This is a genomic window from Roseivirga sp., assembly GCF_034669765.1.
In the GTDB taxonomy this organism is placed as follows: domain Bacteria; phylum Bacteroidota; class Bacteroidia; order Cytophagales; family Cyclobacteriaceae; genus Roseivirga.
Window position 1 is genome coordinate 32,981 of sequence record NZ_JAXMOQ010000011.1, and the last position, 23,104, is coordinate 56,084.

The following is a 23,104-nucleotide window of genomic DNA, read 5'->3' on the forward strand; positions in this document are numbered from 1 at the left end:
AGGATTGGGCTTTTTCTATCTATTTTCTTTAACTAGTAAGTGTGCCTAACACTTTAACCTGCTAATTATCAGTAAGAGATTATATCTCTATTTATCAAGAAGAGTTTCTCTTGATAATAAAATAGTTGGAGCGTGTCATCAGAGTCTGATATGTCAAACATAAGTAAAACCATATCATTCCAACGACCTTCTGGAATCACCGATTTTAACATATTGGGATACCTATCTCTCCAATTATATGATTTTGGGAACTTCTCCTTAATCGTTGATAACTCATTCAATTCTATTCCATTTGATTTAATACTACATTGAATTGGCGCGGTTATATCTTTCTTCATCACGTTTGTTGCGAGAATCCATTTCTCATTTATATACGCAAATGTAAATCCGTTCTGCATTACCTTTCTAAAATTTAGTGCCGAGTTCAGGTTATTAAAATCTAAAGTATCATCAAATTCAATCTTAGTCCCATCACAGGTTACAGCATCCAAACTAAGGGAATTCAAGTCAATCCCATTATTCAAACCTGCTGAATCTATTGCCCAAAGTGGCCAATTTTTTTTGTCTTCCCCATATTTTAATAATAAAGCTTCATTGCTCAAAATTGGGGCCTTTGGAATAGCACGATTTTGACCATAACAACTTAAGGAAGAAAAAAATAGAAGAAGTATAAATGCAATTCTATTCATAACGGGTGTTATTATTCATCAGACTTTACCGACAACTCAGTTCCCACTAGACAATGCCACAGCCAAAGGAATATCAAAAGCCCTGTAAGTATCAACTCCCAATTCCTTTTCCATTCTTCGTCTGGCCTGAATTAACTTTATATCAAAAGGGTTGTACAGAATTAATTCCGAAACCGCCTTATATGCCTGCTTTGTCTTCTCTTTTGCTACATACTTTTCGTACTGATTAAGTTTTGTATTGTAGTTTTTAAGTTGATAATCAGAACCTCGTTTATTAGACACATTAAAGGCTGTAGAAGCCTCAGATGCACTGATTGTTCTTCTTGTACTACTCGTTGAGCCAACTGGCACACTGGATGTACGAGACATCATCATAACAAAGGACTTAACAGGCTCCATCCATGAACCGTTATATTCTGTTTTAAAACCATCCACGACACCTTCAAAAGCGTCTTGAAAATTATTATGAAGGCTAAAGAAAATTGTCTGGTAAATGGAATACTCTTCAGGTTGAACGAGAAACTGGTCACCTAAACTTCCGATCAGAACCGTCACTGCCTCGTTAATCTCTTTTCCTAAATCTGTAAGGAGTGTAGCCTTCATACTCCCCACAGGAGTTATTGTAATCTTAAAGATCATAGTCCCTTGCTTCTCAGACATAACCGCCTCTCTTGGGTATGGCATAACCCTTACTTTCTTTAGATAAGCCTCTTTTCCGTACCTAAAAATCAAAGAATCAGAATTAGGGCTCGTTACCGATGAAGAATGGAAATTCGGAGTGATTGTGTCTGCATTAGCATTTATAGAAGCACACAACAGAAAAAAGGAACACAGCCAAATAAATTTCATAGAAATGTAATTAAAAATCATACTTAGCTATAAAGGTAAATTTTTTCATAGCTAAAACACAAAAAAATATCTCTATTCCTACTTAATGATTTTCAAAAAATTGCCTCTATAAAATAAGAAAAGGTAGAAGGGCGAAGGAGTAATGTGAAGATGACACCATAAATGGCTCCAAAAAGATGAGCATCATGGTTAATGTTGTCGGAATTACGCTTACTCATAATAATGGAGTAGACAATAAAGAGTCCGCCTAGAATATAGCCAGGCAAACAGATGATGGCATAGAGACATAGGTCTCTAATAGGATCGAAAAGAATAAAGGCCATCACCAAGGCCGAAACCCCACCGGATGCCCCAAGTGAATTATAGTTGTAGTTATTTTTATGCTTTATCGTAGTGGGGATATTCGCCACAATTACGGCTGTGATGAAAAGAAGGATGTACAGAACAAGACCCATCTCCCCAAAATAGCTATAGAAGATTTGCTCTATCGCCAAACCAAAAAAGTAAAGCGTAAACAAGTTTAAAAGTAAATGGATGCCATTGTTATGGACAAAACCCGAAGTAATGAGCTGATAATACTTCTTCTCGTGAACCACAGTATAGGGATTAAGCATTAAACGCTTCTGCCATTCCGGGCGCTCCCAAGCAAAATACGTGATCAAACCAATCACGGCCATTAATATGTAAGTAACCTGCATCTAGTGTTCTCTATCAATCAAGTATTCTGCAAACCTCTTTAACGAAGTTCGTTTCTCTTCTTCAATGCCAAGCTGTTCCAAATCTGAAAAACCATGGTCAAAGTATTCGTTCATCTTGGCTTTGGTCAATGCTTCGATGCCAATGGCATCATAAATAGCACGCACTGCCTTCACTTTGGCTACGGCGTCAAATTCATTCAGCCCCAACCAATAATCGAGTTGCTTTTTTTGCTCTTCATTGGCCAGCTCTAGGGCTTTGAGCAAAAGGAAAGTCTTTTTATTAGAAATAATATCTCCTCCTACCTGCTTCCCAAACTTGGCCTGATCGCCATATACATCTAGCAAGTCATCCTTTAACTGAAAACCAATCCCAATACTTACCCCGAAGTCGTAAAGCAGCTCAGCGTCCTCCTTTGAGCTTTGGGCAAGCATGGCACCTAACTTCAAGCTAAAACCCAAAAGCACAGCCGTTTTGAGCCTAATCATATTGATATAAGCCGACTCATCTACAGTTGCCAGTGCTTCGAAGTTCATGTCCAGTTGCTGACCTTCGCAAACCCCCGCAGCACAGGCGTTAAAATCCAGTACGATTTGTCTAAGATTGGCTGGGGCATCCAAAAGCATGTCGTAGGCTTTCACCATCATCACATCACCCGAAAGAATGGCGGTATTCGCATCCCACTTTTCGTGCACAGTGGCCTTGCCCCTTCGCAAAGGGGCATTGTCCATAATATCGTCATGCACTAAGGTGAAATTATGAAACACCTCCACCGCTAAAGCTTGGTCTACAACCGTCTCGGGGTCGTCTTTAAAAAGCTTATAAGCCAAAAGCACGAGTAAAGGGCGTATTCGTTTCCCCCCCAAAGACATGATGTATCTTATGGGATCGTAAAGCTCTTTTGGCTCGCTACCGTAATTCCTTTCTTCTAACCTCTTATTTATGAGCTGAACCAGCTCTAGGTGATTTTCGGTCATCCTCTGCAAATGTTAAATCGATGGTTCGTCTGTCTATGTCCGTAGCTTTCACTCTAACATCTACATTATCGCCAAGGGTAATGATTTTCTTGTTTCGTTTACCAATCACACGATAGTTTTGTTCATCAAACTCATAAAAATCATCTGTGAGATCCGACATTCTTACCATGCCCTCACATTTGGTTTCGGTGATTTCCACAAAAATACCCCATTCTGTAACACCACTAACAATCCCCGCAAAAACTTTATCCTCGGCCATGGCCATGAACTCAACTTGCTTAAATTTAATAGAAGCACGTTCGGCATCCGCAGCACGTTTTTCTCGCTCCGAAGTGTGAATACATATTTCTTCAGTTTCTTCTTTGTCAATAGACTTTCCCCCATCTAAATAATGCTGAAGCATACGGTGCACCATCATATCGGGGTAACGCCTAATGGGCGAAGTGAAATGCGTGTAATGATCGAAAGCCAAACCAAAGTGACCATTCTCGGCCGTGGTATATTTTGCTTTCGCCATGGTACGGATGGCCAACTGCTGTAAAACGTTCTGCTCAGGTCTACCTTCTATTTCACTAATTAATGTATTCAGTGATTTAGAAATTCCTTTACGTTCTATATCCATTTTATGCCCAAATCGTACGGCAAAGTTTGAAAAGGTATTCAACTTTTCCGGATCAGGATCATCATGTGTTCTGTAAACAAAGGTTTTAGGTTTGTCCCTCGTGCCTTTCTTAAACACAAATTCAGCCACGCGTTTATTGGCCATGAGCATAAACTCTTCAATCAGCTTATGCGCATCTTTTCTTTCTTTTGGAGTAATTCCAAGCGGCTTACCATTTTCATCCAGTACAAATTTTACCTCCACGGTTTCAAAATTCACAGCGCCATTTTTAAAGCGTCTATCTTTTAAATGAAGGGCCAGTTTGTTCAAATGATTGATATCGTCTGCAAAGTCACCTTCCCCAGATTCAATCCTTTCTTGAGCTTCTTCATACGTAAACCTTCGGTCGGAGTGAATGATGGTTCGGCCAAACCATTCGTTTTTGACATTGGCGTTTTCATCCAATTCAAATACGGCTGAAAACGTAAGTTTGTCTTCATTAGGTCGAAGAGAACAAAGTCCATTCGAAAGTCTTTCGGGCAACATCGGAATGGTACGGTCGACCAAATAAACCGAAGTAGCCCTGTTCACGGCTTCTTTTTCGAGTTCAGAATTTGGTATCACATAATGCGTTACATCGGCAATGTGAATCCCTACTTCCGTATTTCCGTTCGGCAATACTTGAACCGATAATGCATCGTCAAAATCTTTTGCATCGAAAGGGTCAATCGTAACAGTAGTCACATCTCTGAAATCTCTACGTTTGGCTATTTCTGCTTTGGTGATTTTATCTGAAATGGTTTCGGCTGCTGCTTCTATTCCCTCTGGGAACTCTAAAGGCAAACCAAATTCGGCAATAATAGAGTGCATTTCTGCATTGTGTTCACCGGCTTTTCCAAGCACTCGGGTGATTTTTCCTTCTGGTTTTTTATTCCTTTCAGGCCACTGCGTAATTTTCACAATGACTTTATCATTGTGCTTCGCTCCATTTAAGTCTTTTAAATTGATGAAGATGTCGTAAAACATTTTTCTGAAATCAGAAATTACGAAAGCGTATCTACTCGACATTTCTAGTCGGCCCACAAACTCATCGCGGTTTCTTTCAATCACCTCAACAATTTTACCTTCAGCATGCTTTCCATGCTTTTTGTTCTTCAACACCACTTTGACTTTATCGTCATCCATGGCGCCATTGGTATCGTCTATCGACACCCAAATATCAGCGGTATCCTCGTCACCACCATCAGGGGTTACGTAAGCAAACCTTGCGTTAACAAAATCAACAGTTCCCGTAATGGTTTCTCTTTCGCCTTTACCGAGCGCAAAAGAGCCGTTACGTAGTTTTTTAATCGCACCAATATCTTCCAGACGGAAAATGGCTTCAGTTACTGTTTTCTTCGAGTTTTTATCTCTGACCCCAAGGGCCGTTAATATCTGCTTGATCTGATATCCTCTACCCGGATGTTCACCGAGGAAATCGAGGATGAGGGGCTGTACTTGTTTAGCTCCACGATCGGAGCCATTTGTATTTGTTTGTTTGTTTTTTCTATTACCCATAAAGGGGTTATTTAATGTTGTTTAAAAATATGCTAGAAATTAAGCAAAGGTGGGGAGAACACGAATCTTTCTAGATGATGAAAATGTCATCATTTTCTATTGCAGGGAATTGATTGAGTTTTAAAAATACCTGCGCGAGCACAATTACGTCCTTTTTACAGTATTTAGCAATTCTCTCCAAATCGTTTTCTTCGTAATACACTCTATTTACTTGACTTCCATCAATGTCGTCTTTACTGGTGGGGATGTTTAAAATGGCGGCCAACAAATCCAGAGAGGTAAAGTGTTTATAGTCACCAAACTTCCACATTTCCATGGTATCCAAATGTGGAATTTCCCACGGTTTCTTGCCAGACATTTGAAGTGTTTTAGGCACCTCAATGCCATTTATGATCATTCTTCGGGCGATATAAGGAAAATCGAACTCTTTACCATTGTGCGCACAAAGTCTTAACTTTTTTGATTTGAATTTTTCTTCTACCAAGGTTTTAAACTCGGTTAGAATTTCAATTTCATCGTGGCTCGATATGTCCTTCACCCTAAGCGAAAAGCCTTTTTCCTCCTCTTTAAAATAGCCCACCGCAATGGAAATAATTTTTCCAAATTCTGAATAAATTCCTGCTTGGCCATACAACTCGGCTGGCGACAGCTCATTTGGATTTCGTAAGAACGCAGCTTTTTTAGTCCAAAGCTTCTGCATTCTTTCGGATAATTCCTCAAAGTTTTTATGGGCTGCGGCTGTTTCTATATCCAGAAACAAAAGGTCGGAAAACTGTTTCATCCTTTTAAGATAATAAGTATTCTGACAATTATAATACTGTATACCAGATAAAAAGGGCACAAAAAAAGCAACTACCACCTGTAGTTGCTCTCTTAACCTTAGTTTTTGAAATAAAGTTTAGTTTCTGTTCATACAGTTCAAATCGCTGAACGCTTCTTCTAACCTTTTCACAATGCTTTCTTCTCCTTTTCTTAACCAAACACGTGGATCATAGAACTTCTTGTTTGGAGAATCATCGCCAGTTGGATTACCAATTTGCCCTTGAAGGTAGTCCTTCTTGTCGTTGTAATAGCCATGAACGCCATCCCAGAATGCCCACTGAATATCTGTATCAATGTTCATTTTGATTGAACCGTAAGAAGTAGCTTCTTTAATTTGAGCAGGCTCTGAACCTGACCCTCCGTGGAATACGAAGTATACTGGTTTGTCTTCAGTATTGAACTTAGCTTTGATATAATCCTGAGAGTTTTTCAAGATTTCAGGTTTCAAAGAAACATTACCTGGCTTATAAACACCATGAACATTTCCGAAAGAAGCAGCAATGGTGAAGATATCACCTACTTGTCGTAAAGCATCCCATGCTTGAGCAACTTCTTCTGGCTGAGTATACAATCTAGAAGAGTCTACATCTGTATTATCTACACCGTCTTCTTCTCCACCCGTAATTCCCAACTCTATCTCAAGCCCCATTTCGAGGGCATGCATTTTTTTATAATATTCAACACTGATAGCAATGTTATCCTCAAGTGTTTCCTCAGAAAGATCAAGCATGTGCGTGCTGTACAACGGCTGACCGTGTTGCTTGTAGTATTTTTCACCTGCCTCTAAAAGGCCGTCAATCCAAGGCAATAGTTTTTTAGCAGCGTGGTCCGTGTGAAGAATTACCGGAACACCATAATGCTCTGCCATTTGATGCACGTGCATAGCACCAGAAATGGCTCCTTGAATAGATGCGTTGTAGTCATCGTTTGCAAGTGATTTACCTGCGTAAAATGAAGCTCCACTTACTGAAAACTGGATCATCACTGGTGAATTCACTTTGGCCGCAACCTCTAAAACTGAATTGATTGTGTTGGTACCAGTAACGTTTACTGCTGGTAACGCAAACTCATTCGCTTTGGCATAAGCTAAACAATCCTTAAGCTCTTGGCCATAAAGTACACCACTTCTGAATCTTGACATTTCTTTAATTTTATGCTGGTTAATTTTGGGGCAAAGAAACGAAAATTATCTATCTAAAGGAACTCAAATCCTAACGAATAAAGGGTTTGAGCATTAGTCCGTTATGAGTAACACTCATTTAATTATGAACGATCATGTAAAAGTGGCTACACTGCTCCGATTTCTTTTTTAACTTCCGCCACCAAATTTTTATGACTATGAAAAAAACACTCTGCATACTCTTAAGCACTGCGCTAGTCTTTACGGCCTGCTCTCCAAAAGCCGATAACCAAGCTACGGTTTTCAAAAAAATCAACGATGAAGTTTTGGCCAACTCTAAAGCCTACGAAACTTTAGGCGAAGCCACGTCTACCATTGGGCACCGACTTACGGGTTCTGAAAATGGTGCACAAGCCGAGCAATATGCTTATGACCTTATGAAAGGCTATGGCATGACGGATGTTCAGTTCCAACCTTTCGAAGTAGAATCATGGTCGAGAGGAGATATTGACGTGCAAATTGGCGCAAAAGGAAAATTAGAAGGGGTACCTGCAGTTACTTTAGCGCACTCTCCTGTTTCGGCAGATGTTACTGCTGAGATCGTAGACATGGGCAATGGCGTTGATGCTGATTACGAAGCCAGACCTGATGCCGTTATGGGAAAAATTGCCTTGGTGTATATCGGTACTTTGCCGGATAGCCCAAAAGGAACTCCAGGTTTACACCGTTCTGAAAAAACTGCTTTGGCGACTAAGTATGGTGCCATAGGTATCATCATCATTAACCAAGTGGACGGAGGCGTATTACTTACAGGAACTGCTTCGGTAACGGGTAGCCTTATTCCAATCCCTGCGGTTTGTATTGGAAAAGAAGATGGCATGGCCCTGAAAGAAACTTTGGCTGCAAAAAGCCAATTTGCTGCGATTAAAATGACCAACCAATCGGGCTTAATCAAATCCAGAAACGTAATTGCTACTATTAAAGGTTCTGAATTTCCTGATGAAAAAATCATCGTGGGTGGCCACTTAGATTCTTGGGATTTATCTACTGGAGCGATTGACAATGGTATTGGTTCATTCGCAGTATTGGACATGGCCAGAACTTTCCAAGCCTTGAATTTGAAGCCAAAAAGAACTGTTCAGTTTGTCATGTTTATGGGTGAAGAAGAAGGCTTATTAGGCTCAAGATATATGGTAGACGAAGCCATTAAAAACGGAACCATCGATCAAATTAAATACGTAATGAACCAAGACATGTCGGGCAACCCTGCTGGTTTTGGCACAGGCGGAAGACCAGAGGCCGAAGCTTTCTTTAAAGCAATAGGCAAAGAAATCATGGCAATTGATTCTTCTACCTACACGAATGATGTAAGCACTGGCGCTGGTCTGCATAGCGATCATCAGTCATTTATGTTACAAGGAATTCCTTACACTGCACCAAGCTCTAGATTAGACCGCGCCATTTATGGTTGTTATCATGCTGATTGTGATTCATTCGATTTGGTGAACAGAGAGCACATGGTGAACAATGTGCGTTTTAGCTCAATGATGCTTTATGCTTTGGCCAATGCCGAAACACTTCCTGCTAAAAAACTAAACGATGCCGAAACCAAAGCATTCTTAGAAGGTCATGACCTAAAGCTGAAGCTACAAATTGGTGGAGATTGGAGATGGGATAACTAATATTGGACTATCAGATTATCTTGGTGTTACTGGCAGTCGGCCTAATAGCCGGCTGCTTGAATACCCTAGCTGGGGGAGGTTCTTTGCTTGCTTTGCCAGTGATGATATTTTTAGGATTGCCTCCAAATGTGGCCAATGCCACTAATAGAGTAGCCATAGTTTTGCAGAATATTTTTGCGGTACTCGGTTTTAAAAGCAAAGGCGTTTCGGTTTACCCCTTCAATGTTTGGCTGGGAATTTCCGCTTTTTTCGGATCCATTTTAGGTGCTTTCCTTGCTGTTGATATCAACGAGGATGTATTCAATAGAATCCTCGCATTTGTCATTGTCGGGGTTGTTATTTACATGGCCATCAATCCGCTCAAGTATTTCAAAAAGGAAGAAAATAGAAATAAAAAAGCGACCCTCACTTCTATCATCATCTTCTTTTTTATAGGCATTTACGGAGGCTTTATTCAGGCTGGAGTAGGCTATCTTATGATTATGGCGCTCACCCTCGTGAATGGTTTTAGTTTAGTAAAAACGAACAGTATAAAAGTCTTTGTGGCCCTTACTTATACTTCCGTGGCTTTGGCCATCTTCATTTATTATGGCATCATCAATTGGGAGTTTGGTATTCCACTGGCCATTGGGCAAGCATGTGGCGGCTGGCTAGCGAGTCGTTGGAGTGTAAAACTAGGCGACAATTGGATTCGTTATTTCGTGATGATTACTGCTTCAGTCTTTGCCATTAAGCTATTCTTCTTTTAATTTTTTTGCATAATAGGCTTCGGCTTCCTCTAGTTTTGAAAGATCATCTAAGTCTTTATATCTCTTCGATCGGGCTTTTTCGTTTTTCAAGTCTTGGAAAGAAATAACTTTAATTTCAGTTTCTTCAATTATTCGGGTTTCGGCTTTTTCTAAGGCTTCATCAAAGCTTATGTCCTTACTGATATTAATTCTTGTAAGTAATTCCACGGTGTAATCACCTTCAGAAAAACTCACAATACTGTTTTGTCTAAGTTCATTCGCCCCTTCTTCTGAAAACACATAACCCATTCTATAGAAAACGTCACCAAGCCTAATTAAGCTACTTTCATCATTCGATACCCATAAATCTAAAGCCCCAGTGGTACGATTGTAACCATAAAAGTTCACGGCAAATCCTCCAATAACCATGTAGCGGACATCGCTTGCATTAAAAGCTTTGATCACATTGAGGTAAAAATCATCCATTTCTTTTCTTCAATTGAAAACCTCTGGGTTCTTTTTTATTAGACTGAAATTTGTTCATAATCTTGATTTGGTTCAATAACCAAAGAATACGCTCTTCTGGAGTTCGGTTCAAGGACTGCTCCAGCATAAAGCGCTCTGATTCTTCATGAGACTTAAATATGCGAACGGGTTTACCCATAACCTAAAGCTATCAAAAATGACTCCCAATTGAAACGCATATGTTATTTTAGATGCATGGAAGTGGCATTAGCACAATTAAGAAAGAAAATCTACAGTTTGGTGGAGCCAACGGATGAAGAATGGGAAGCCTTTACAGCACAATGGAGACCTTTTTCCTTCGACAAGAATCATCGTGTAACTGACCTTGGCGAAGTGGAATCTTACTTTTATTTTATTTCAGAGGGTGTCATTCGGGCTTACTTTATAAAGGATGGTGAAGAATTCAATATCGGATTCACTTATCAAAATGAATACAGTGGGGTGTACGATTCCTTTATGCTTAAAAAACCATCTCAATATGCGTTAGAAACGCTCACTGAAACTTATGGGATAAGAATTAAATACAGTGATTTAATAGCTTTATATGACCAACACAAAGTATTTGAGCGTTGGGGACGTCTCTTCAATCAAGGAATTTTAATTGGTTTTGGTGTTTTCGTTCAGTCCATCTTAGCCGATTCTGCTGAAGAACGCTTTAATCGTTTAATGCAGCAAAGTCCGCACATTTTTCAGCTGGTTCCGCAAAAACATTTGGCTTCCTACTTAGGCATGTCTGCCGAAACTTTTAGTCGAATGAGAAAAAAAACGATGTAGTGCTTTCTTGATTTATATCAAGTTCGTTTCCATCAATTGCCTATAGTTTTGTTCCAAACTCAAAAACAATGACAATCAGTACTCAGAAATATCTAGACGGGGTTATAAACGATCTTGAAGAGGCCATGACTAAAGTAGAGCGCCTCACTGAAAATTTAGATGAGAAAACACTAAATCAACCAGAAGCTGAAGGCAAATGGAGCATGCTACAGTGTGTTGAGCATATTACTTTGGCTACAGCGATTTATGTAAAAAACTTTAGTGAGAAGCTAGATGGTCAACAACTTCCCGCAGCAGTAGACAACTACAAAGGTCATTGGAAAGGTCGAATGTTCGCTAAAATGAATGCCCCAAAGCCTGAAGGGGAGATTCCTATGAAACTGAAAACCTTCAAATTTCTAGAGCCCAAAAGTCAACTTAATTCTCAATCCGTACTGGCCGAATTCAGGCAGGTTCATGAACAAATGATTTCCTTAGTAGAGAATAGTCGTATGGTGAATATTGACCGCATAAAAGTACCTACGGCTTTGGGCTCAATGGTGAAACTGAGATTAGGGGAAGCCCTTCGATTTATCATAGCTCATACCCAACGACATTTGGTGCAATTGGAGCGAATAAAAAAGGTCGTCCAATAGGTTCGAGCAAATTAATATTTTTAACTTGAGTTCATCTATAGAACAGAGATGACTCGATTTTTTACTTTCATTTTAATTACTTCCCTTGTTTTTGGTTGTAAACAGCCAAAGGAGAATAATATTGAGGAAGCACGATTGGCAATTTCCAATGCCGCTAAAGCCTTCTCACAAGCTTATATTGATGGTGATCTTGAAGCCCAAATGGAGTTTTACACCGAGGATGCCGTTATACTGCCAGGAACGAGAAATATGGTAGAAGGAATAGAAAAAATCACCAATTACTGGGACATTCCAGAGTCCGTCAAAGTACTCAAACATAAGAGTACCCCGGTAAAGCTTGAAGTTTCAGGTAGTACGGCTTCGGATTACGGATATTATGAAGGTATCAGCGTTAATAATGGCGATACCGTCAATTTCCGTGGTCAATATGTAATTGTCTGGCAAAAGGGGCAAGACGGAAAATGGCGAATGGCAGTTGATATGTGGGCAGCATTAAATAACTAACCAGTAAGCACCCTGAAAACAGAAAGAGGCTTCTCAGTAAACTGAGAAGCCTCTTTCTGTTTAAGTCTTAGCAAAATCACTCATCCCTTAACCTTTCCGAAGGATTTGAAACCGCAGCTTTGAAGGTTTGGAAACTGATGGTAACAAAAGCAATGGCTCCAGCAATTACAGCCGCCAATACAAAAGGTGAAGCACCTATTGAAGTGCGATACGCATAACCCGCTAACCAATCACTCATAAAATACCAAGCCACTGGGAATGCCAAAATCATGGCCACAATAATGAGAATGATGAACTCTTTGGAGAGAATCCCCACAATTTGCTGAACCGAAGCACCAAGCACCTTTCTGATGGAAATCTCCTTACTACGTTGCGACACCGTAAACGAAGCCAAGCCAAACAAGCCTAAGCAAGCCAAGAAAATGGCCAAGCCCGAGAACAAGGTAAACAATTGACTGCGTTGAGTTTCGGTGGTATAAAGGTTTGCAAACCTATCGTCCAAAAAGTTATAATTCAGTGGAGCATTAGGAGAAAACTTCGCGTAAAGCTCTTCCACTTGCTGAATAGAATTCTTAATGTTAGTGCCCTCAATTTTGATGGAAAGGTTACGCATTTGGTTAGGGCGATTTACTAGAATAATAGGCGAAATTTCGCTTTGTAAAGACTCAAAATGAAAGTCTTTTACCACACCAATTACTTTACCGCGCACACCAGCGTAAATCATGTTTTGCCCAATTGCATCTTCGGCACTTTTCCAGCCAATCACCTCAACAGATTTTTCATTCAATACAAATGCGGCAGAATCTGTGGCGAAATTCTTGGAGTAATTGCGTCCGCTGGCCATTTCCATTTGGTAAGTTGGAATGAAATCAGGGTCAACAGACAAACTTTTTATGACTACTGGCGTGGGCGACATTTCACTATTGACTTCGGCTTGAGCCCCTTGCGAATCGAGCAATTGCCCTGAAGGAACACGACTTGAGCCGCCCGCCATTTTCACTCCTTGAATGGTTAACAACTCATTTTTAAAGGCTTCATATTGGTCAGCTACTTGCTGACTTACCCCCATAATCATCATCTGCTCACGGTCGTAACCTAATTTCTTATTCTGAATAAAATCGAGCTGCTTAAACACCACGATGGTGGATACAATCAAAATTACCGAAATCGTAAATTGAACAACTACCAAGAATCTTCGCAAAGCACCACTTTTTGCCCCTCCTGTGAGTTTCCCTTTTAAAACTTTTAAAGGTTGAAAAGAAGACAAATAGAAGGCGGGGTAACTACCCGATAGAACTCCCACTAGAATGGCACTTGATAAAATAACTGCTATAAGCGGAAGGTTTGTAAACAGATCGAATTCAAGTTGCAAACCGGTAAATGACCTAAAATAAGGCAGTATTAAAGAGGTTGCACCAATGGCCAAAACCAAAGCAAAGAATACTAATACAATGGACTCGACTAAAAACTGATTAATCAATTTACCCTTTCCAGCACCAAAGACTTTGCGCATGCCCACTTCTTTAGCGCGAGTGGCAGAACGGGCCGTAGCCAAATTCATGTAGTTGATACAAGCAATCGCTAAAATCAAGAAAGCAATCGAAGCGAAAATATAAACATAAGTAATATCGCTGTTTTGTCCCTGCTCGTCATCCAAACTAGAATGCAAATGAACATCAGTTAGTTTTTGAATGTGCAAGGCTGTCCAGGTAGTCGCTTTTTCATCTACGTGTGTATTGAGAAATTCACCCATCCTACGTTCGATTTCTTCAATTCTACCTTCAGGTTTCAGCGTGAAGAAAGTAGCGAAATTATTACTCCCCCAGTTACGCATCATGGCTTCCCTACCGCCATAAAAGGCATATAAAGGCGTTATTTCTGCTAAAAAATCCACTTGAAAAGAAGAGTTTCTAGGTAATTTTTTGAATACGCCTTTTACGATTAAATCGGCCTGAGAAAGAAAGTTGATCGACTTACCTATTGGATCTTCATCACCAAAATATTTGAAAGCCATTTCATCTGAAATCACTACTGACCCTGGTTGCGATAATGCCTCCACCAAGTTTCCTTCAATTACATCGAAGGTGAGGATTTCGGCTATTTCAGGATCAGCGAAGTAGAAATTATCCTCATCATAGAGCCTGTTATTATATTTAACTGGACCGCCGACAGGCATCATTCGACCAATTTTTTCTATTTCTCCAGAAAAATCTTCTCTGGCCAAAGGACCAAAAGGAGGTGCTACTCGCGACAAATGAAGCGATGTGGAACCATCAGGGCTTATGAACTCACGTGTAAAACGGTAAATATTATCCGAGTCCTTATGAAACTTATCATAACTGGTTTCCTCCGAAATGTAAAGCCCAATCAGCATACAGCAGGCGAGCCCGACCGATAAACCCAGAATATTAATGATGGAGAAAGCTTTGTGTCGCTTTAAGCTACGCAAAGCAATTTTGAGATAACTTTTAAACATGGTGTTGTTGTTTTGAGGTTTGAATTTGGTTTTCTAATCCGTTAAACTGCCTTTTCTTGACCAAAGGCAGCTTAACTGGTTAAAGATAAGGATTTTGGAAGAAGGTTGCGTGGAAATGGGTTCGTAATCAGAAAATGCAGCACGATGGCTCTCCGAGGTCAAGTCTGGGAATAGGCACTTCTATTTTTGCCAAAAGTGACGATTTACAAAGTATAGAGTCATTTTTATTACTCCATGAGCAAAGAAACAGTAGAAACAAACTTGATGAGAACTCATACCCACCCTGGACAAGTAGTAATTAAATTACTTATAGTGAAGTCAAAACCATAAGTAAACATATAGAATAAATCTTACGCAGAAATACTTAAAATATTATTAATAGACTATATTACATATACTGTCATTATATAAGCAGTTAGTTTATTATTCATAAATAAAGATTACATTTTAAATATTTAGCACTAAATTACAACTAAAACAAATTCAAATAGCTATGAAATCGATTTTTAGAAAGTTTATACCTGCCTCATTAGTCTTAATTTTTATGGTGGCCCTCTCCCTAAATACTTCTTCAGCGAAAAACTATGAGGAAAATGAAAATAATAGGAGAAGGTATTTCGATGCATGGGGTTGGCAAATGGGACCAGATGGCCCTGTATTGGTAAGAATTGTCCATTGTGACTGGGAGGGCACTGATTGTATTGTTGGCCCTATCATAACTCCAGAATAGCCGACCCATTTTCTCGACAATCCATCAAGCGCAGACCTCATTTTGTATGATAAAGTTTTTGAAGTCGTTAACACTTGTTTATGTATTGACAGTAGCCATTTTCAGTTGTTCAAACGAATCAAACGAAAATGGCTACTATTCTTCTGGGATCTTCCCCACCAAAACCTCTCGTATAGCCATCGAAATTGATGACCAGACCAGAGACTTTAGTTTAAACGTAAGACATCTTGAGATAGACCAGGGCATAGAGGCAATATTTCACCTTAATGACATTAATAATTCAATTGGAATCTATGATGTAGAAAAAGGCAAGAAGATTAGAACCCTCTATTATGAAATCAACGGGCCAAATGGGGTGGGCGAGATAAATGGCTTTGACGTAGTAAGCAAAGACACCTTACTTCTTTTGGCCAGGTATGAAAACCGTGTCTCAATTGCCATAGCCACAGATAACTCTGACACACTAAAGCTGATTCGCAGCTACAGATTGAGAGCACCTAATGATCCTCTTATAACCACCCCCTATAGTTCTGTGCAAGCACCCATTGTTATTCGGAATGACTCGATAATCATGGCGGGTGTTCCTTATGTCAACCCAGAGGGAGGTAATATGTATGATGCCGGGAATAATGTTATTAAAATCAGCTTGAAGGATTCCTCTTATGTGTATGAAAACATGTATAGCCAAGGATATAAAGAAAAGTGGACGCAACATTATTCCAGAATATCATACACTTACAACAAAGAGCAAGGCCTACTTGCTTTCAGTAACCCAATCTCCGACTCGATCTACACTTTTGACCACAAAGGTGTTCGAAAAGACTATATGGTTAAATCTGCACTTTCTGAAAAAATGACACCTTATCGTGGAAGTTTTCAAGATAATCGAAGAATGCGAGACCATTATAATAACCAGCCCAATTATGGCTATGTCATGTATGACAAGTATAGAGACTACTATTACAGATTTACAGAAAATGTAGCGACAAAGGAGCTGATAAAATACGGGTCAACCGGAATAATAAGAAACATTGGAGTTATTGTTATGAACAAGGATTTTGAAGTTATAGGCGAAACTGAATCGCTTACCCTAGGTTCTTTTCCAACCATTTTCATTGGAAAGCGTGGTCTTTATTTTATGCTAGTATCCAATGAAGAATCAAAAATGTTATACGATCTCTATGAGTTTTAGAAATAAGCTCACCTTTTTATTTCTGACTGTTACACTTTTAGGTTGTAATACATTAACCAAACAGGCGAATGTAACTAGCCTCTTTTCACCTGAGAGTGCTCCAAAAAATGGGTTAGTAATTACAATTCCAATTAGTGGGTGCTCAGGCTGCGTTGAGGCAATGTTGTCTTTTGCCAAAAAAAACAAAAACAACGTTAACCTTTTTTTAATACTACTTGGAGATGACATTAAACAAAGCAATTATATCTTAAGCTGGGAATTCCAGAGTCATTCAAACTTCATATCTAGGCCTTTGGATAGTGTGGGCCAATTAACTTTGGATTCTCAATTTCCAATGTATTATGTGGTACGATCAGGGAAAATTGTTGAAGAATCTCAAATCAATGCCAGCAACCTATTAACTGAGAAACTCAAGCTTCAGGAAATGCTTGAAAATTAACTTTTACCCAATGAACCATAAAACCACGGGAATACCCAAAACAAAAAAGCCTCACATTTCTGCAAGGCTTTCAGTTTTGTGGAGAATACCGCCCCGAAGCCTCGGGGCGAACCGGTGACCTTCCCGAAGCAGGTTCGGGACGCTCTAGCTAACTGAGCTAACATCAAAAAAGCCTCACATTTCTGTGAAGCTTTTTTCTTTTGTGGAGAATACCGGAGTCGAACCGGTGACCTCTACACTGCCAGTGTAGCGCTCTAGCCAGCTGAGCTAATCCCCCAAAAGGTCGGCAAATATACGCGGCCAAGTATATAAATCAAAGCACTCTTCTGGCTCGTTTGAATCTTTCTATATAATAAGGTGAAAACAGATTGCTTTCCGTTACCCCAAGCGAGGTAGAAGCATGGATAAAACGGATGTCAGACTTGCTTCTTACCACAGTTACAATGCCCGCATGGGTAATTTCATTTCTTCTTTTCCCAGTCGCAAAAAACACCATGTCGCCCGGTTTTAACTCTTTCAACTTTACCTTCATGCCAATTTTAGACTGATCTTCCGATACTCTTGGCAAGTTAATTCTAACACTGTAATAAGCATGATACAAAAGTGCAGAACAGTCTAAGCCCACTCTTGTTGTTCCCCCATACTTATAGGGAGTGCCTACATATGACCGTGCGGTTTGAATTACTGTGTTGACTTTTTGATCTCTAATTTTTTTTGTTCCTGCACAATCGGTTAGAAAAAGCAGGGAGAAGACCAGAAGAGTTGTTAAGATTAAGGCTTTATTGTACTTCACTTAAAAAAATTTCTGTTTGAGTAAAACTAACATAAATTCATTTTAAAAGCAGGGCTACTTTTCTGAAGAAGTTAGTTTATCATGAAATAACATACATATCTTCGCCCATGAGATACCCAAAATCTTTTCTGCTGGTAACCCTATTCTTGTGCATTAGCGCTTCATTAAACGCACAACGAAAATGGAATGATAAATACTATGAAGAACTGAACGACAATAATTTCAGGTCATTCAAACTCTTCAAAGAGCGAATTGATTTGGATGATGTTGATTACAAGGTTTTAAATGCCGCCATATTTTTCATTACTAATGAAGCTAGAATAGAAAAAGGGATAGCCCCTGTAACCTATCAACCCAACCTAGAAATTATGGCTTGGAATCATTCTATTGAAATGGGAAAAGAAGATTTTTTCGACCACATTAACAAAAAGGACAAAAAAAGAAGCACTCCAGAACAAAGAGCCGTTTTGGCAGGAATAACCAACCCTAGTGTTTCAGAAAACATATCTGCTGTAGGAGGAGTCTACTTTGGCTCCTACCTAGAATTAGCTGATCATTTAGTGGACAAATGGATCCAATCTCCTCCACACGCCAAAACGCTTTATAGTGAAAAAGTAATCCAATTGGGCTGCGGTGCTTATTATTACAAAGGTGTTTGGCAAGGCAACAAAACCATTTGGAAACAAGGCGATGGTTTCTGGCTGGCCACTCAAAACTTCCAGTCTTTTGCCGAAATTGTAAGCGAAAAATCAAAAGATAGTGCTCCGTCTAAATAACTAATGCAATATCAGTTCATAATTTCTGCAACTTATTGCGTTGTATGAACGTCTTCCGTTTTTAGCATGGTTAAATCAAAAAAGGCCTGAAAGTTGTTAGGAAGAAAGAAAAAGAATTAAACATGAGAAAATATATAATAGTGTTGGCCATTGGAATGCTCTCTTCAGGGCTTATGGCGCAATCGTTAAGCAAAACGGACTCAGAGGACATCAATACCCGGTTCAGTAAGTTTTTAGAACATACTTCTAAACAAGAGTTTGATAAGCTTTTGAATTTCTTGCATCCTAAACAGTTCGAAGGTAACTCCTCTGTTAGCATGAAAGAAATGGCTCAGATGCTACAGTTGATGAGGATTAAGCTGGAAATGGAAAATGTGGAAGTAGGCAAGCTGAATGGGCTGAGTCCTCAAGGAAATAACAAATATGCCTTAGCCGATTACTCCATGGACTTAAAGCTTACTTTGAACGAGCAAAACAAAGCCTTTGCTGACCAAATTGTCAGTGGATTAAAGGGTGAGTTTGGTGCTGACAAAGTAACTTACGATGCTTCTAAATACGTTATTACCGCAAAGGGTGCTAAAAACGTAATCTGGGTAAAGGAAAAAGCACTGGGCAATGATTGGTACCTGATAGACTTTGACCCTCAAAGACCACAAGCCTGGAAAAGCATTATCCCTGAAAAAGTATTGACAGAAGCCGCGAATAAGGCAAAATAGATTTAATAACTTTGTTAAAACGGAAGGGCCACTCAAATCGAGTGGCCCTTCTGTTTTTTTGCTATTTACCTCCGTTCGCCTTTAGGTCTGCCAAACACTGCATATCCAAAGTTGGGGGAGAATTCATCCCCAATAAATCATCTAAACCAGCTGTAGACTCCACCGCGAAATACATTAAACAATTGTCTACATCGCAATGATGCCCATTCGCAACATCCTGATGCTCGCTTTGTAGTGGAGAACCTGTATTCACCAAGCCCAAAATATGACCAAATTCATGCGCCATTACACTTGAGGTTAATAGCGATGTGGAAGACTGGCCAATTCCGCCTGATAGCTCTTCGATTCTACTTTGGAAAAGTACCATGGAAGTATTTTTATACGCCACACCCAATACATTTTCGTTGGATGCATAACTGCCATCGGCAAAGAACAAATAAGCACCAATGGTTGACTCATTATTGAACTTTAGTCGATTAGCCGTTTCAATATCCACCAGTTCCTGAAGTGTGTATTGAGATTTTCCTGGAGCAGAAATTTGTCGTGTGGTCACCGAAATTCCTCCTGACTTATTCAATCGCTCCGTCAAAAAATTTCTGAGGTAATCTACACTGGCCGATGGTGGCTCAAAGCCAGCGGCATAAAGCAACTCAACTTCCAATCGGCTATAATTTGAAGAGGTCAAAAGGTCATTAGCCGATTCACCCACAGGTTGGTTATTTAAATTTCCGCTTCCACCACCATTTGGGTCTGAATCACCTCCACAAGACGCCAAAAGCAAACAGAGTGCAACCCAATATATTCCTGACTTTATCTTCTTCATAGTTTCTAAACTAGTAACTACTTACGATGTTCAAACACTATTTGATTTTGCCAACCCATCCCTTAATTCAGAAAAAGTGACTTCGCCTTTTTCTTAATGACAAGCATTCCAACAAATCCCGTCAGCATAGTAGCAAGCATTACTACCCACCAAAAATATTGCATGTCGAAAAAGCGAACCCCCACTTCGGACCAAAAAGCACAATAAAGGCCCACCACTGACCAGCTCATAAAATAGAAGTGCTTTTTGTACCAATCTTTACTTCTTCTTATGGCTGGAATAACGCCTAAAAGCACCGTAATCAAGCTGATAAGGGCAAAGGCATGAAATAACGAAAAGCTTCCGAAATTATAAATACCAAAACCACTGAGGTTCATGAGCACCATTGAACCCACATAAGTGTAACCCATTTTTTTATGGAGCGCTGTTCCCTTAGTGTTGAACACGACCATTGCTCCAAAAACCATAGCCAACACCGCACAACAGGTGTGAAGGAGCCCCAAATAAGAGCTAAACACCTTCAAGCTTTCTAAGAACTCCATATCTATTTGAGTTTGGTTAGGTTCATTTCCAAAACCGTAAAGGCCTGACCATTGGCCATTATAAACTCTCCTTTCTCATGCCAAGTATCTCCTTTCAGCGTGGTAGTGTATTGTATGCTTCCGCCAGGTACATCAAAACCCCAAATAAATTGCCCCTTGTCGTTAAGCTGCGCGGTTGCCAAAACCATATTACCATCGGCCAGCAATGATTTCAATTCATACCGCTTATTTTCATTATTGTAATACAGTGCTCCCAAAGACTGAAACCCCACCTTACCATCTGATTTATTGGTGCCAATGCCTTCTGCGAGTATGGCCATTCCGCCAATTTTCTTTTGTATGTTTTCTACCACAGTAAACTCGGCTTTTTGACGTGATTCATCCATAGACCAACCTTCTCCTTCCCACTGACCAATCCAATTGGAGAGTTTAGCCATGGCTTCTTTGTTCAAAGTTCCTATTTCTTGCGCCTCGGCTGCATGATTTACAAGTGCTCCATAAAGCACTACGATAAAGATAAAAATTGCTTTGACTGTCTTCATTTTGATTGATTCTGTTTCCATGATTATAAATTTATATTATACAAACTAGTTTATTTTATAAACCATAATTGCAAAAAAATTATGGCTTCAAGTATTGCTGAATTTCCTTCACGTAATTATCAAAAGCATCAACGCCTTTTTTGGTCACCTTGCAGGTTGTTTTGGGCTTTTTCCCCTCAAACTGCTTGGTAATTTCTATATAACCTGCGGTCGAAAGTTTATCTAGCTGTACACTCAAATTACCCGCGGTAGATTCCGTTTGCTCCTTGATGTACACAAAGTCCGCTGTTGCCACACTGATCAGCAATGACATTACTGCTAGCCTAAGCTGAGAATGTAAAAGCGGATCAAGTTGATTAAACCCCATTGTTTCTGAAATTTGCTTTCATAATATATCCAGGCACTAAATAACCTATTGCAACACCAAAAGCCAGTAAAAGCATTTGATAATTTTCTGGTTGTCTAAAAGCAATAAATGCCAAGATCCAGAACGCAAAACCTCCAAATTGCAAAGGCTTAAAGCCCATCATTGCTCCAGATACCGCAGTGCCAACGCCAGCCAAAAGTAGTATGAAAGGAACAGTATTCCAGTTAATCAACTGACCATTAAAAACAATAGTAAACATGGCCATTCCCAAACTGAACCAAAGCCAACCATACATTTTATCCGAATAGTTCCTAACCTTCGCGTTCTTTCCTTGCCTTGCCCCCACAATTCCAGATATCACTCCGCCAACAACTGTCAAAGACCAAGCAATATAAGGTTGCTCATAGGTAGTGTACGTTGCCAAATAGAAGTGGGTCAAACTAGCAATTAGGACGATCCAGCCCCATAACAGAAAAAAGAAACTGTTGTCTGAGTAGCGTTTTCGGGACTTTCCAATCATTGACTGAATCAGCGCCATGCTTTCCTGAGGAGTTAATTCTTTTTCTTCCATCTCAATTTATTTCTTCAAATGTAAAGTAGTTTATTTTATAAACCAAATGTATACACGCAATGAATCACCTTAAGGTTTCATTTGAATTACTATTTTTGATTCTCGATAGCATAGCATGATTAAAATTTTAATAGCAGATAGCGGCTTTACAAAAACCGATTGGCGACTGATTGGTGCTGATGGCAGTATTGAACAGGCCCGAACCATGGGCATTAACCCCTATTACCAAACCGAAGAAGAAATTCTATTGGTAATTCAAGACTTGCACAGCCAATTACCCGACAAGGTAGACGAAATCTATTTTTATGGAACGGGCTGTTCTTCGGGTACGAACCGCGACAAAATAGCCAAGCTCCTGAACCGCTATTATCAAGATGCTAAAATTGATGTAAACCATGATTTATTGGCCGCTGCCCGCTCCTTGTGCGGCAATGAAAAAGGTATTGCTTGTATTATAGGCACCGGTACAAATTCATGCCTTTACGATGGTAGCAAGATCATTAGCAATGTACCTTCCTTGGGCTGGGCCATTGCCGATGAAGGTGGGGGAACTTACCTAGGAAAAACCTTGGTCACCGATTATTATAGAAAAGACATGCCCGAACATTTGAGGGTCATTTTCAAAGAGCGTTTTGGCTTGAACAAGGACGCATTTCTCACCGCTATTTACCAAGAACCGATGCCAGGTCGTTTTTTGGCCAGCTTCGCGAAGTTCATCAACGAGCACATCAGCGATCCGTACATGTATAAATTAGTGTATGTTGCCTTTACCACCTTCATCACCAAAAACGTTGTCAAATATGAAGGTTATAAAGAAGTGCCCGTTCATTTTACGGGTTCGGTGGCCTATTACTTCAATAATATTTTACGGAAAGTGGCAGTAGACCAAGGCATTTACATCAAGCACATTACTGAACACCCAATTGCTGGGCTCACGCTTTTTCACCAATAAAATAGAATTCCATAAGTTGCCAATCG

At 39.7% G+C, this 23,104-nt stretch carries 26 protein-coding genes and 1 tRNA gene; 10 read left to right on the forward strand and 17 right to left on the reverse strand.

Annotated elements, in window-relative coordinates; all coding sequences use genetic code 11:
- Positions 1-68 precede the first annotated feature (68 nt).
- The 7 genes from VOI17_RS17365 to fbaA form a co-directional block, all read right to left on the reverse strand.
- Complete coding sequence (locus tag VOI17_RS17365; protein WP_323758497.1) at positions 69-689, reverse strand: hypothetical protein; 621 nt, start codon at positions 687-689, stop codon at positions 69-71.
- Positions 690-725: 36 nt separating this feature from the next.
- A complete protein-coding gene (locus VOI17_RS17370; protein WP_323758498.1) occupies positions 726-1,538 on the reverse strand; it encodes a hypothetical protein in 813 nt (270 codons plus the stop codon).
- A 92-nt stretch (positions 1,539-1,630) separates the two neighbouring features.
- Positions 1,631-2,236, reverse strand: coding sequence for a rhomboid family intramembrane serine protease (locus VOI17_RS17375; protein ID WP_323758499.1), 606 nt, complete (start codon positions 2,234-2,236; stop codon positions 1,631-1,633).
- Positions 2,237-3,211 carry a polyprenyl synthetase family protein gene (locus VOI17_RS17380; protein WP_323758500.1) on the reverse strand — a complete coding sequence of 325 codons (975 nt, stop codon included), beginning with the start codon at positions 3,209-3,211 and terminating at the stop codon, positions 2,237-2,239.
- Positions 3,171-5,369, reverse strand: coding sequence for a ribonuclease R (rnr, locus tag VOI17_RS17385; RefSeq protein ID WP_323758501.1), 2,199 nt, complete (start codon positions 5,367-5,369; stop codon positions 3,171-3,173). The genes VOI17_RS17380 and rnr overlap by 41 nt, the downstream gene beginning before the upstream one ends.
- Before the next feature lie 70 nt (positions 5,370-5,439).
- Entirely contained in the window at positions 5,440-6,150 is a 711-nt protein-coding gene (locus VOI17_RS17390; protein WP_323758502.1) for a 3'-5' exonuclease, read from the reverse strand.
- Between the two features lie 117 nt (positions 6,151-6,267).
- A complete protein-coding gene (fbaA, locus tag VOI17_RS17395) occupies positions 6,268-7,332 on the reverse strand; it encodes a class II fructose-bisphosphate aldolase (protein WP_323758503.1) in 1,065 nt (354 codons plus the stop codon).
- Positions 7,333-7,529: 197 nt separating this feature from the next.
- Here fbaA and VOI17_RS17400 point away from each other — a divergent pair, with 197 nt between their 5' ends.
- Both VOI17_RS17400 and VOI17_RS17405 read left to right on the forward strand, forming a co-directional pair.
- Positions 7,530-8,993, forward strand: a complete 1,464-nt coding sequence (locus VOI17_RS17400; RefSeq protein ID WP_323758504.1) for a M20/M25/M40 family metallo-hydrolase — start codon at positions 7,530-7,532, stop codon at positions 8,991-8,993.
- Between the two features lie 2 nt (positions 8,994-8,995).
- Entirely contained in the window at positions 8,996-9,742 is a 747-nt protein-coding gene (locus VOI17_RS17405) for a sulfite exporter TauE/SafE family protein (RefSeq protein WP_323758505.1), read from the forward strand.
- Here the strand turns inward: VOI17_RS17405 and VOI17_RS17410 are convergent.
- Together VOI17_RS17410 and VOI17_RS17415 are read right to left on the reverse strand one after the other, a co-directional pair.
- Positions 9,728-10,207, reverse strand: a complete 480-nt coding sequence (locus tag VOI17_RS17410) for a nucleotidyltransferase (protein WP_323758506.1) — start codon at positions 10,205-10,207, stop codon at positions 9,728-9,730. The genes VOI17_RS17405 and VOI17_RS17410 overlap by 15 nt on opposite strands.
- Positions 10,200-10,385 (reverse strand): hypothetical protein, encoded by a 186-nt coding sequence (locus VOI17_RS17415; protein ID WP_323758507.1) that lies wholly within the window; start codon positions 10,383-10,385, stop codon positions 10,200-10,202. The genes VOI17_RS17410 and VOI17_RS17415 overlap by 8 nt, the downstream gene beginning before the upstream one ends.
- Before the next feature lie 62 nt (positions 10,386-10,447).
- Here VOI17_RS17415 and VOI17_RS17420 point away from each other — a divergent pair, with 62 nt between their 5' ends.
- The 3 genes from VOI17_RS17420 to VOI17_RS17430 all read left to right on the forward strand — a co-directional run bounded on the left by VOI17_RS17420 (position 10,448) and on the right by VOI17_RS17430 (position 12,159).
- Complete coding sequence (locus VOI17_RS17420) at positions 10,448-11,020, forward strand: Crp/Fnr family transcriptional regulator (protein WP_416376058.1); 573 nt, start codon at positions 10,448-10,450, stop codon at positions 11,018-11,020.
- 68 nt (positions 11,021-11,088) lie between these two features.
- Positions 11,089-11,655, forward strand: coding sequence for a DinB family protein (locus tag VOI17_RS17425; protein ID WP_323758508.1), 567 nt, complete (start codon positions 11,089-11,091; stop codon positions 11,653-11,655).
- Positions 11,656-11,703: 48 nt separating this feature from the next.
- Entirely contained in the window at positions 11,704-12,159 is a 456-nt protein-coding gene (locus VOI17_RS17430; RefSeq protein WP_323758509.1) for a nuclear transport factor 2 family protein, read from the forward strand.
- Positions 12,160-12,235: 76 nt separating this feature from the next.
- On the opposite strand, the gene VOI17_RS17435 is transcribed toward VOI17_RS17430, so the two are convergent.
- The gene (locus VOI17_RS17435) at positions 12,236-14,635 is read right to left on the reverse strand and encodes an ABC transporter permease (RefSeq protein ID WP_323758510.1); all 2,400 of its coding nucleotides are present in this window, start codon (positions 14,633-14,635) and stop codon (positions 12,236-12,238) included.
- A gap of 493 nt (positions 14,636-15,128) precedes the next feature.
- Here VOI17_RS17435 and VOI17_RS17440 point away from each other — a divergent pair, with 493 nt between their 5' ends.
- Positions 15,129-15,365: a hypothetical protein gene (locus VOI17_RS17440; protein ID WP_323758511.1), complete on the forward strand. Its 237-nt coding sequence runs from the start codon at positions 15,129-15,131 to the stop codon at positions 15,363-15,365.
- Between the two features lie 46 nt (positions 15,366-15,411).
- A complete protein-coding gene (locus tag VOI17_RS17445) occupies positions 15,412-16,557 on the forward strand; it encodes a DUF4221 family protein (protein WP_323758512.1) in 1,146 nt (381 codons plus the stop codon).
- 642 nt (positions 16,558-17,199) lie between these two features.
- Here the strand turns inward: VOI17_RS17445 and VOI17_RS17450 are convergent.
- Positions 17,200-17,273, reverse strand: a tRNA-Ala gene (locus tag VOI17_RS17450).
- Positions 17,274-17,309: 36 nt separating this feature from the next.
- On the reverse strand, positions 17,310-17,789 hold the full coding sequence (locus tag VOI17_RS17455) for a C40 family peptidase (RefSeq protein WP_323758513.1): 480 nt from the start codon (positions 17,787-17,789) through the stop codon (positions 17,310-17,312).
- A gap of 107 nt (positions 17,790-17,896) precedes the next feature.
- On the opposite strand from VOI17_RS17455, the gene VOI17_RS17460 reads away from it, so the two are divergent.
- A complete protein-coding gene (locus VOI17_RS17460) occupies positions 17,897-18,565 on the forward strand; it encodes a CAP domain-containing protein (protein ID WP_323758514.1) in 669 nt (222 codons plus the stop codon).
- Between the two features lie 122 nt (positions 18,566-18,687).
- Positions 18,688-19,281 (forward strand): hypothetical protein, encoded by a 594-nt coding sequence (locus VOI17_RS17465; RefSeq protein ID WP_323758515.1) that lies wholly within the window; start codon positions 18,688-18,690, stop codon positions 19,279-19,281.
- 61 nt (positions 19,282-19,342) lie between these two features.
- Here VOI17_RS17465 and VOI17_RS17470 read toward each other — a convergent pair whose 3' ends face one another.
- From VOI17_RS17470 to VOI17_RS17490, 5 genes are all read right to left on the reverse strand, one after another.
- On the reverse strand, positions 19,343-20,104 hold the full coding sequence (locus VOI17_RS17470) for a peptidase (protein WP_323758516.1): 762 nt from the start codon (positions 20,102-20,104) through the stop codon (positions 19,343-19,345).
- A 62-nt stretch (positions 20,105-20,166) separates the two neighbouring features.
- Positions 20,167-20,646, reverse strand: coding sequence for a DUF2306 domain-containing protein (locus tag VOI17_RS17475; protein WP_323758517.1), 480 nt, complete (start codon positions 20,644-20,646; stop codon positions 20,167-20,169).
- Between the two features lie 2 nt (positions 20,647-20,648).
- Positions 20,649-21,209 carry a hypothetical protein gene (locus VOI17_RS17480; protein WP_323758518.1) on the reverse strand — a complete coding sequence of 187 codons (561 nt, stop codon included), beginning with the start codon at positions 21,207-21,209 and terminating at the stop codon, positions 20,649-20,651.
- Between the two features lie 58 nt (positions 21,210-21,267).
- The gene (locus VOI17_RS17485) at positions 21,268-21,555 is read right to left on the reverse strand and encodes a transcriptional regulator (RefSeq protein ID WP_323758519.1); all 288 of its coding nucleotides are present in this window, start codon (positions 21,553-21,555) and stop codon (positions 21,268-21,270) included.
- Positions 21,545-22,126 carry a hypothetical protein gene (locus tag VOI17_RS17490; protein ID WP_323758520.1) on the reverse strand — a complete coding sequence of 194 codons (582 nt, stop codon included), beginning with the start codon at positions 22,124-22,126 and terminating at the stop codon, positions 21,545-21,547. Before VOI17_RS17490 ends, VOI17_RS17485 begins: the two co-directional genes overlap by 11 nt.
- Before the next feature lie 115 nt (positions 22,127-22,241).
- Between VOI17_RS17490 and VOI17_RS17495 the strand changes: the two genes are divergently transcribed.
- The gene (locus VOI17_RS17495) at positions 22,242-23,078 is read left to right on the forward strand and encodes an N-acetylglucosamine kinase (RefSeq protein WP_323758521.1); all 837 of its coding nucleotides are present in this window, start codon (positions 22,242-22,244) and stop codon (positions 23,076-23,078) included.
- Positions 23,079-23,104: the final 26 nt, after the last annotated feature.

Bases quoted from the DNA above. Each gene is read 5' to 3' on its own strand.
- VOI17_RS17365 (WP_323758497.1), bottom strand. From the start codon at position 689: ATGAATAGAATTGCATTTATACTTCTTCTATTTTTTTCTTCCTTAAGT.
- VOI17_RS17370 (WP_323758498.1), bottom strand. From the start codon at position 1,538: ATGAAATTTATTTGGCTGTGTTCCTTTTTTCTGTTGTGTGCTTCTATA.
- VOI17_RS17375 (WP_323758499.1), bottom strand. From the start codon at position 2,236: ATGCAGGTTACTTACATATTAATGGCCGTGATTGGTTTGATCACGTAT.
- VOI17_RS17380 (WP_323758500.1), bottom strand. From the start codon at position 3,211: ATGACCGAAAATCACCTAGAGCTGGTTCAGCTCATAAATAAGAGGTTA.
- rnr (WP_323758501.1), bottom strand. From the start codon at position 5,369: ATGGGTAATAGAAAAAACAAACAAACAAATACAAATGGCTCCGATCGT.
- VOI17_RS17390 (WP_323758502.1), bottom strand. From the start codon at position 6,150: ATGAAACAGTTTTCCGACCTTTTGTTTCTGGATATAGAAACAGCCGCA.
- fbaA (WP_323758503.1), bottom strand. From the start codon at position 7,332: ATGTCAAGATTCAGAAGTGGTGTACTTTATGGCCAAGAGCTTAAGGAT.
- VOI17_RS17400 (WP_323758504.1), top strand. From the start codon at position 7,530: ATGAAAAAAACACTCTGCATACTCTTAAGCACTGCGCTAGTCTTTACG.
- VOI17_RS17410 (WP_323758506.1), bottom strand. From the start codon at position 10,207: ATGGATGATTTTTACCTCAATGTGATCAAAGCTTTTAATGCAAGCGAT.
- VOI17_RS17415 (WP_323758507.1), bottom strand. From the start codon at position 10,385: ATGGGTAAACCCGTTCGCATATTTAAGTCTCATGAAGAATCAGAGCGC.
- VOI17_RS17425 (WP_323758508.1), top strand. From the start codon at position 11,089: ATGACAATCAGTACTCAGAAATATCTAGACGGGGTTATAAACGATCTT.
- VOI17_RS17430 (WP_323758509.1), top strand. From the start codon at position 11,704: ATGACTCGATTTTTTACTTTCATTTTAATTACTTCCCTTGTTTTTGGT.
- VOI17_RS17435 (WP_323758510.1), bottom strand. From the start codon at position 14,635: ATGTTTAAAAGTTATCTCAAAATTGCTTTGCGTAGCTTAAAGCGACAC.
- VOI17_RS17440 (WP_323758511.1), top strand. From the start codon at position 15,129: ATGAAATCGATTTTTAGAAAGTTTATACCTGCCTCATTAGTCTTAATT.
- VOI17_RS17445 (WP_323758512.1), top strand. From the start codon at position 15,412: ATGATAAAGTTTTTGAAGTCGTTAACACTTGTTTATGTATTGACAGTA.
- VOI17_RS17460 (WP_323758514.1), top strand. From the start codon at position 17,897: ATGAGATACCCAAAATCTTTTCTGCTGGTAACCCTATTCTTGTGCATT.
- VOI17_RS17465 (WP_323758515.1), top strand. From the start codon at position 18,688: ATGAGAAAATATATAATAGTGTTGGCCATTGGAATGCTCTCTTCAGGG.
- VOI17_RS17470 (WP_323758516.1), bottom strand. From the start codon at position 20,104: ATGAAGAAGATAAAGTCAGGAATATATTGGGTTGCACTCTGTTTGCTT.
- VOI17_RS17475 (WP_323758517.1), bottom strand. From the start codon at position 20,646: ATGGAGTTCTTAGAAAGCTTGAAGGTGTTTAGCTCTTATTTGGGGCTC.
- VOI17_RS17480 (WP_323758518.1), bottom strand. From the start codon at position 21,209: ATGGAAACAGAATCAATCAAAATGAAGACAGTCAAAGCAATTTTTATC.
- VOI17_RS17485 (WP_323758519.1), bottom strand. From the start codon at position 21,555: ATGGGGTTTAATCAACTTGATCCGCTTTTACATTCTCAGCTTAGGCTA.
- VOI17_RS17490 (WP_323758520.1), bottom strand. From the start codon at position 22,126: ATGGAAGAAAAAGAATTAACTCCTCAGGAAAGCATGGCGCTGATTCAG.
- VOI17_RS17495 (WP_323758521.1), top strand. From the start codon at position 22,242: ATGATTAAAATTTTAATAGCAGATAGCGGCTTTACAAAAACCGATTGG.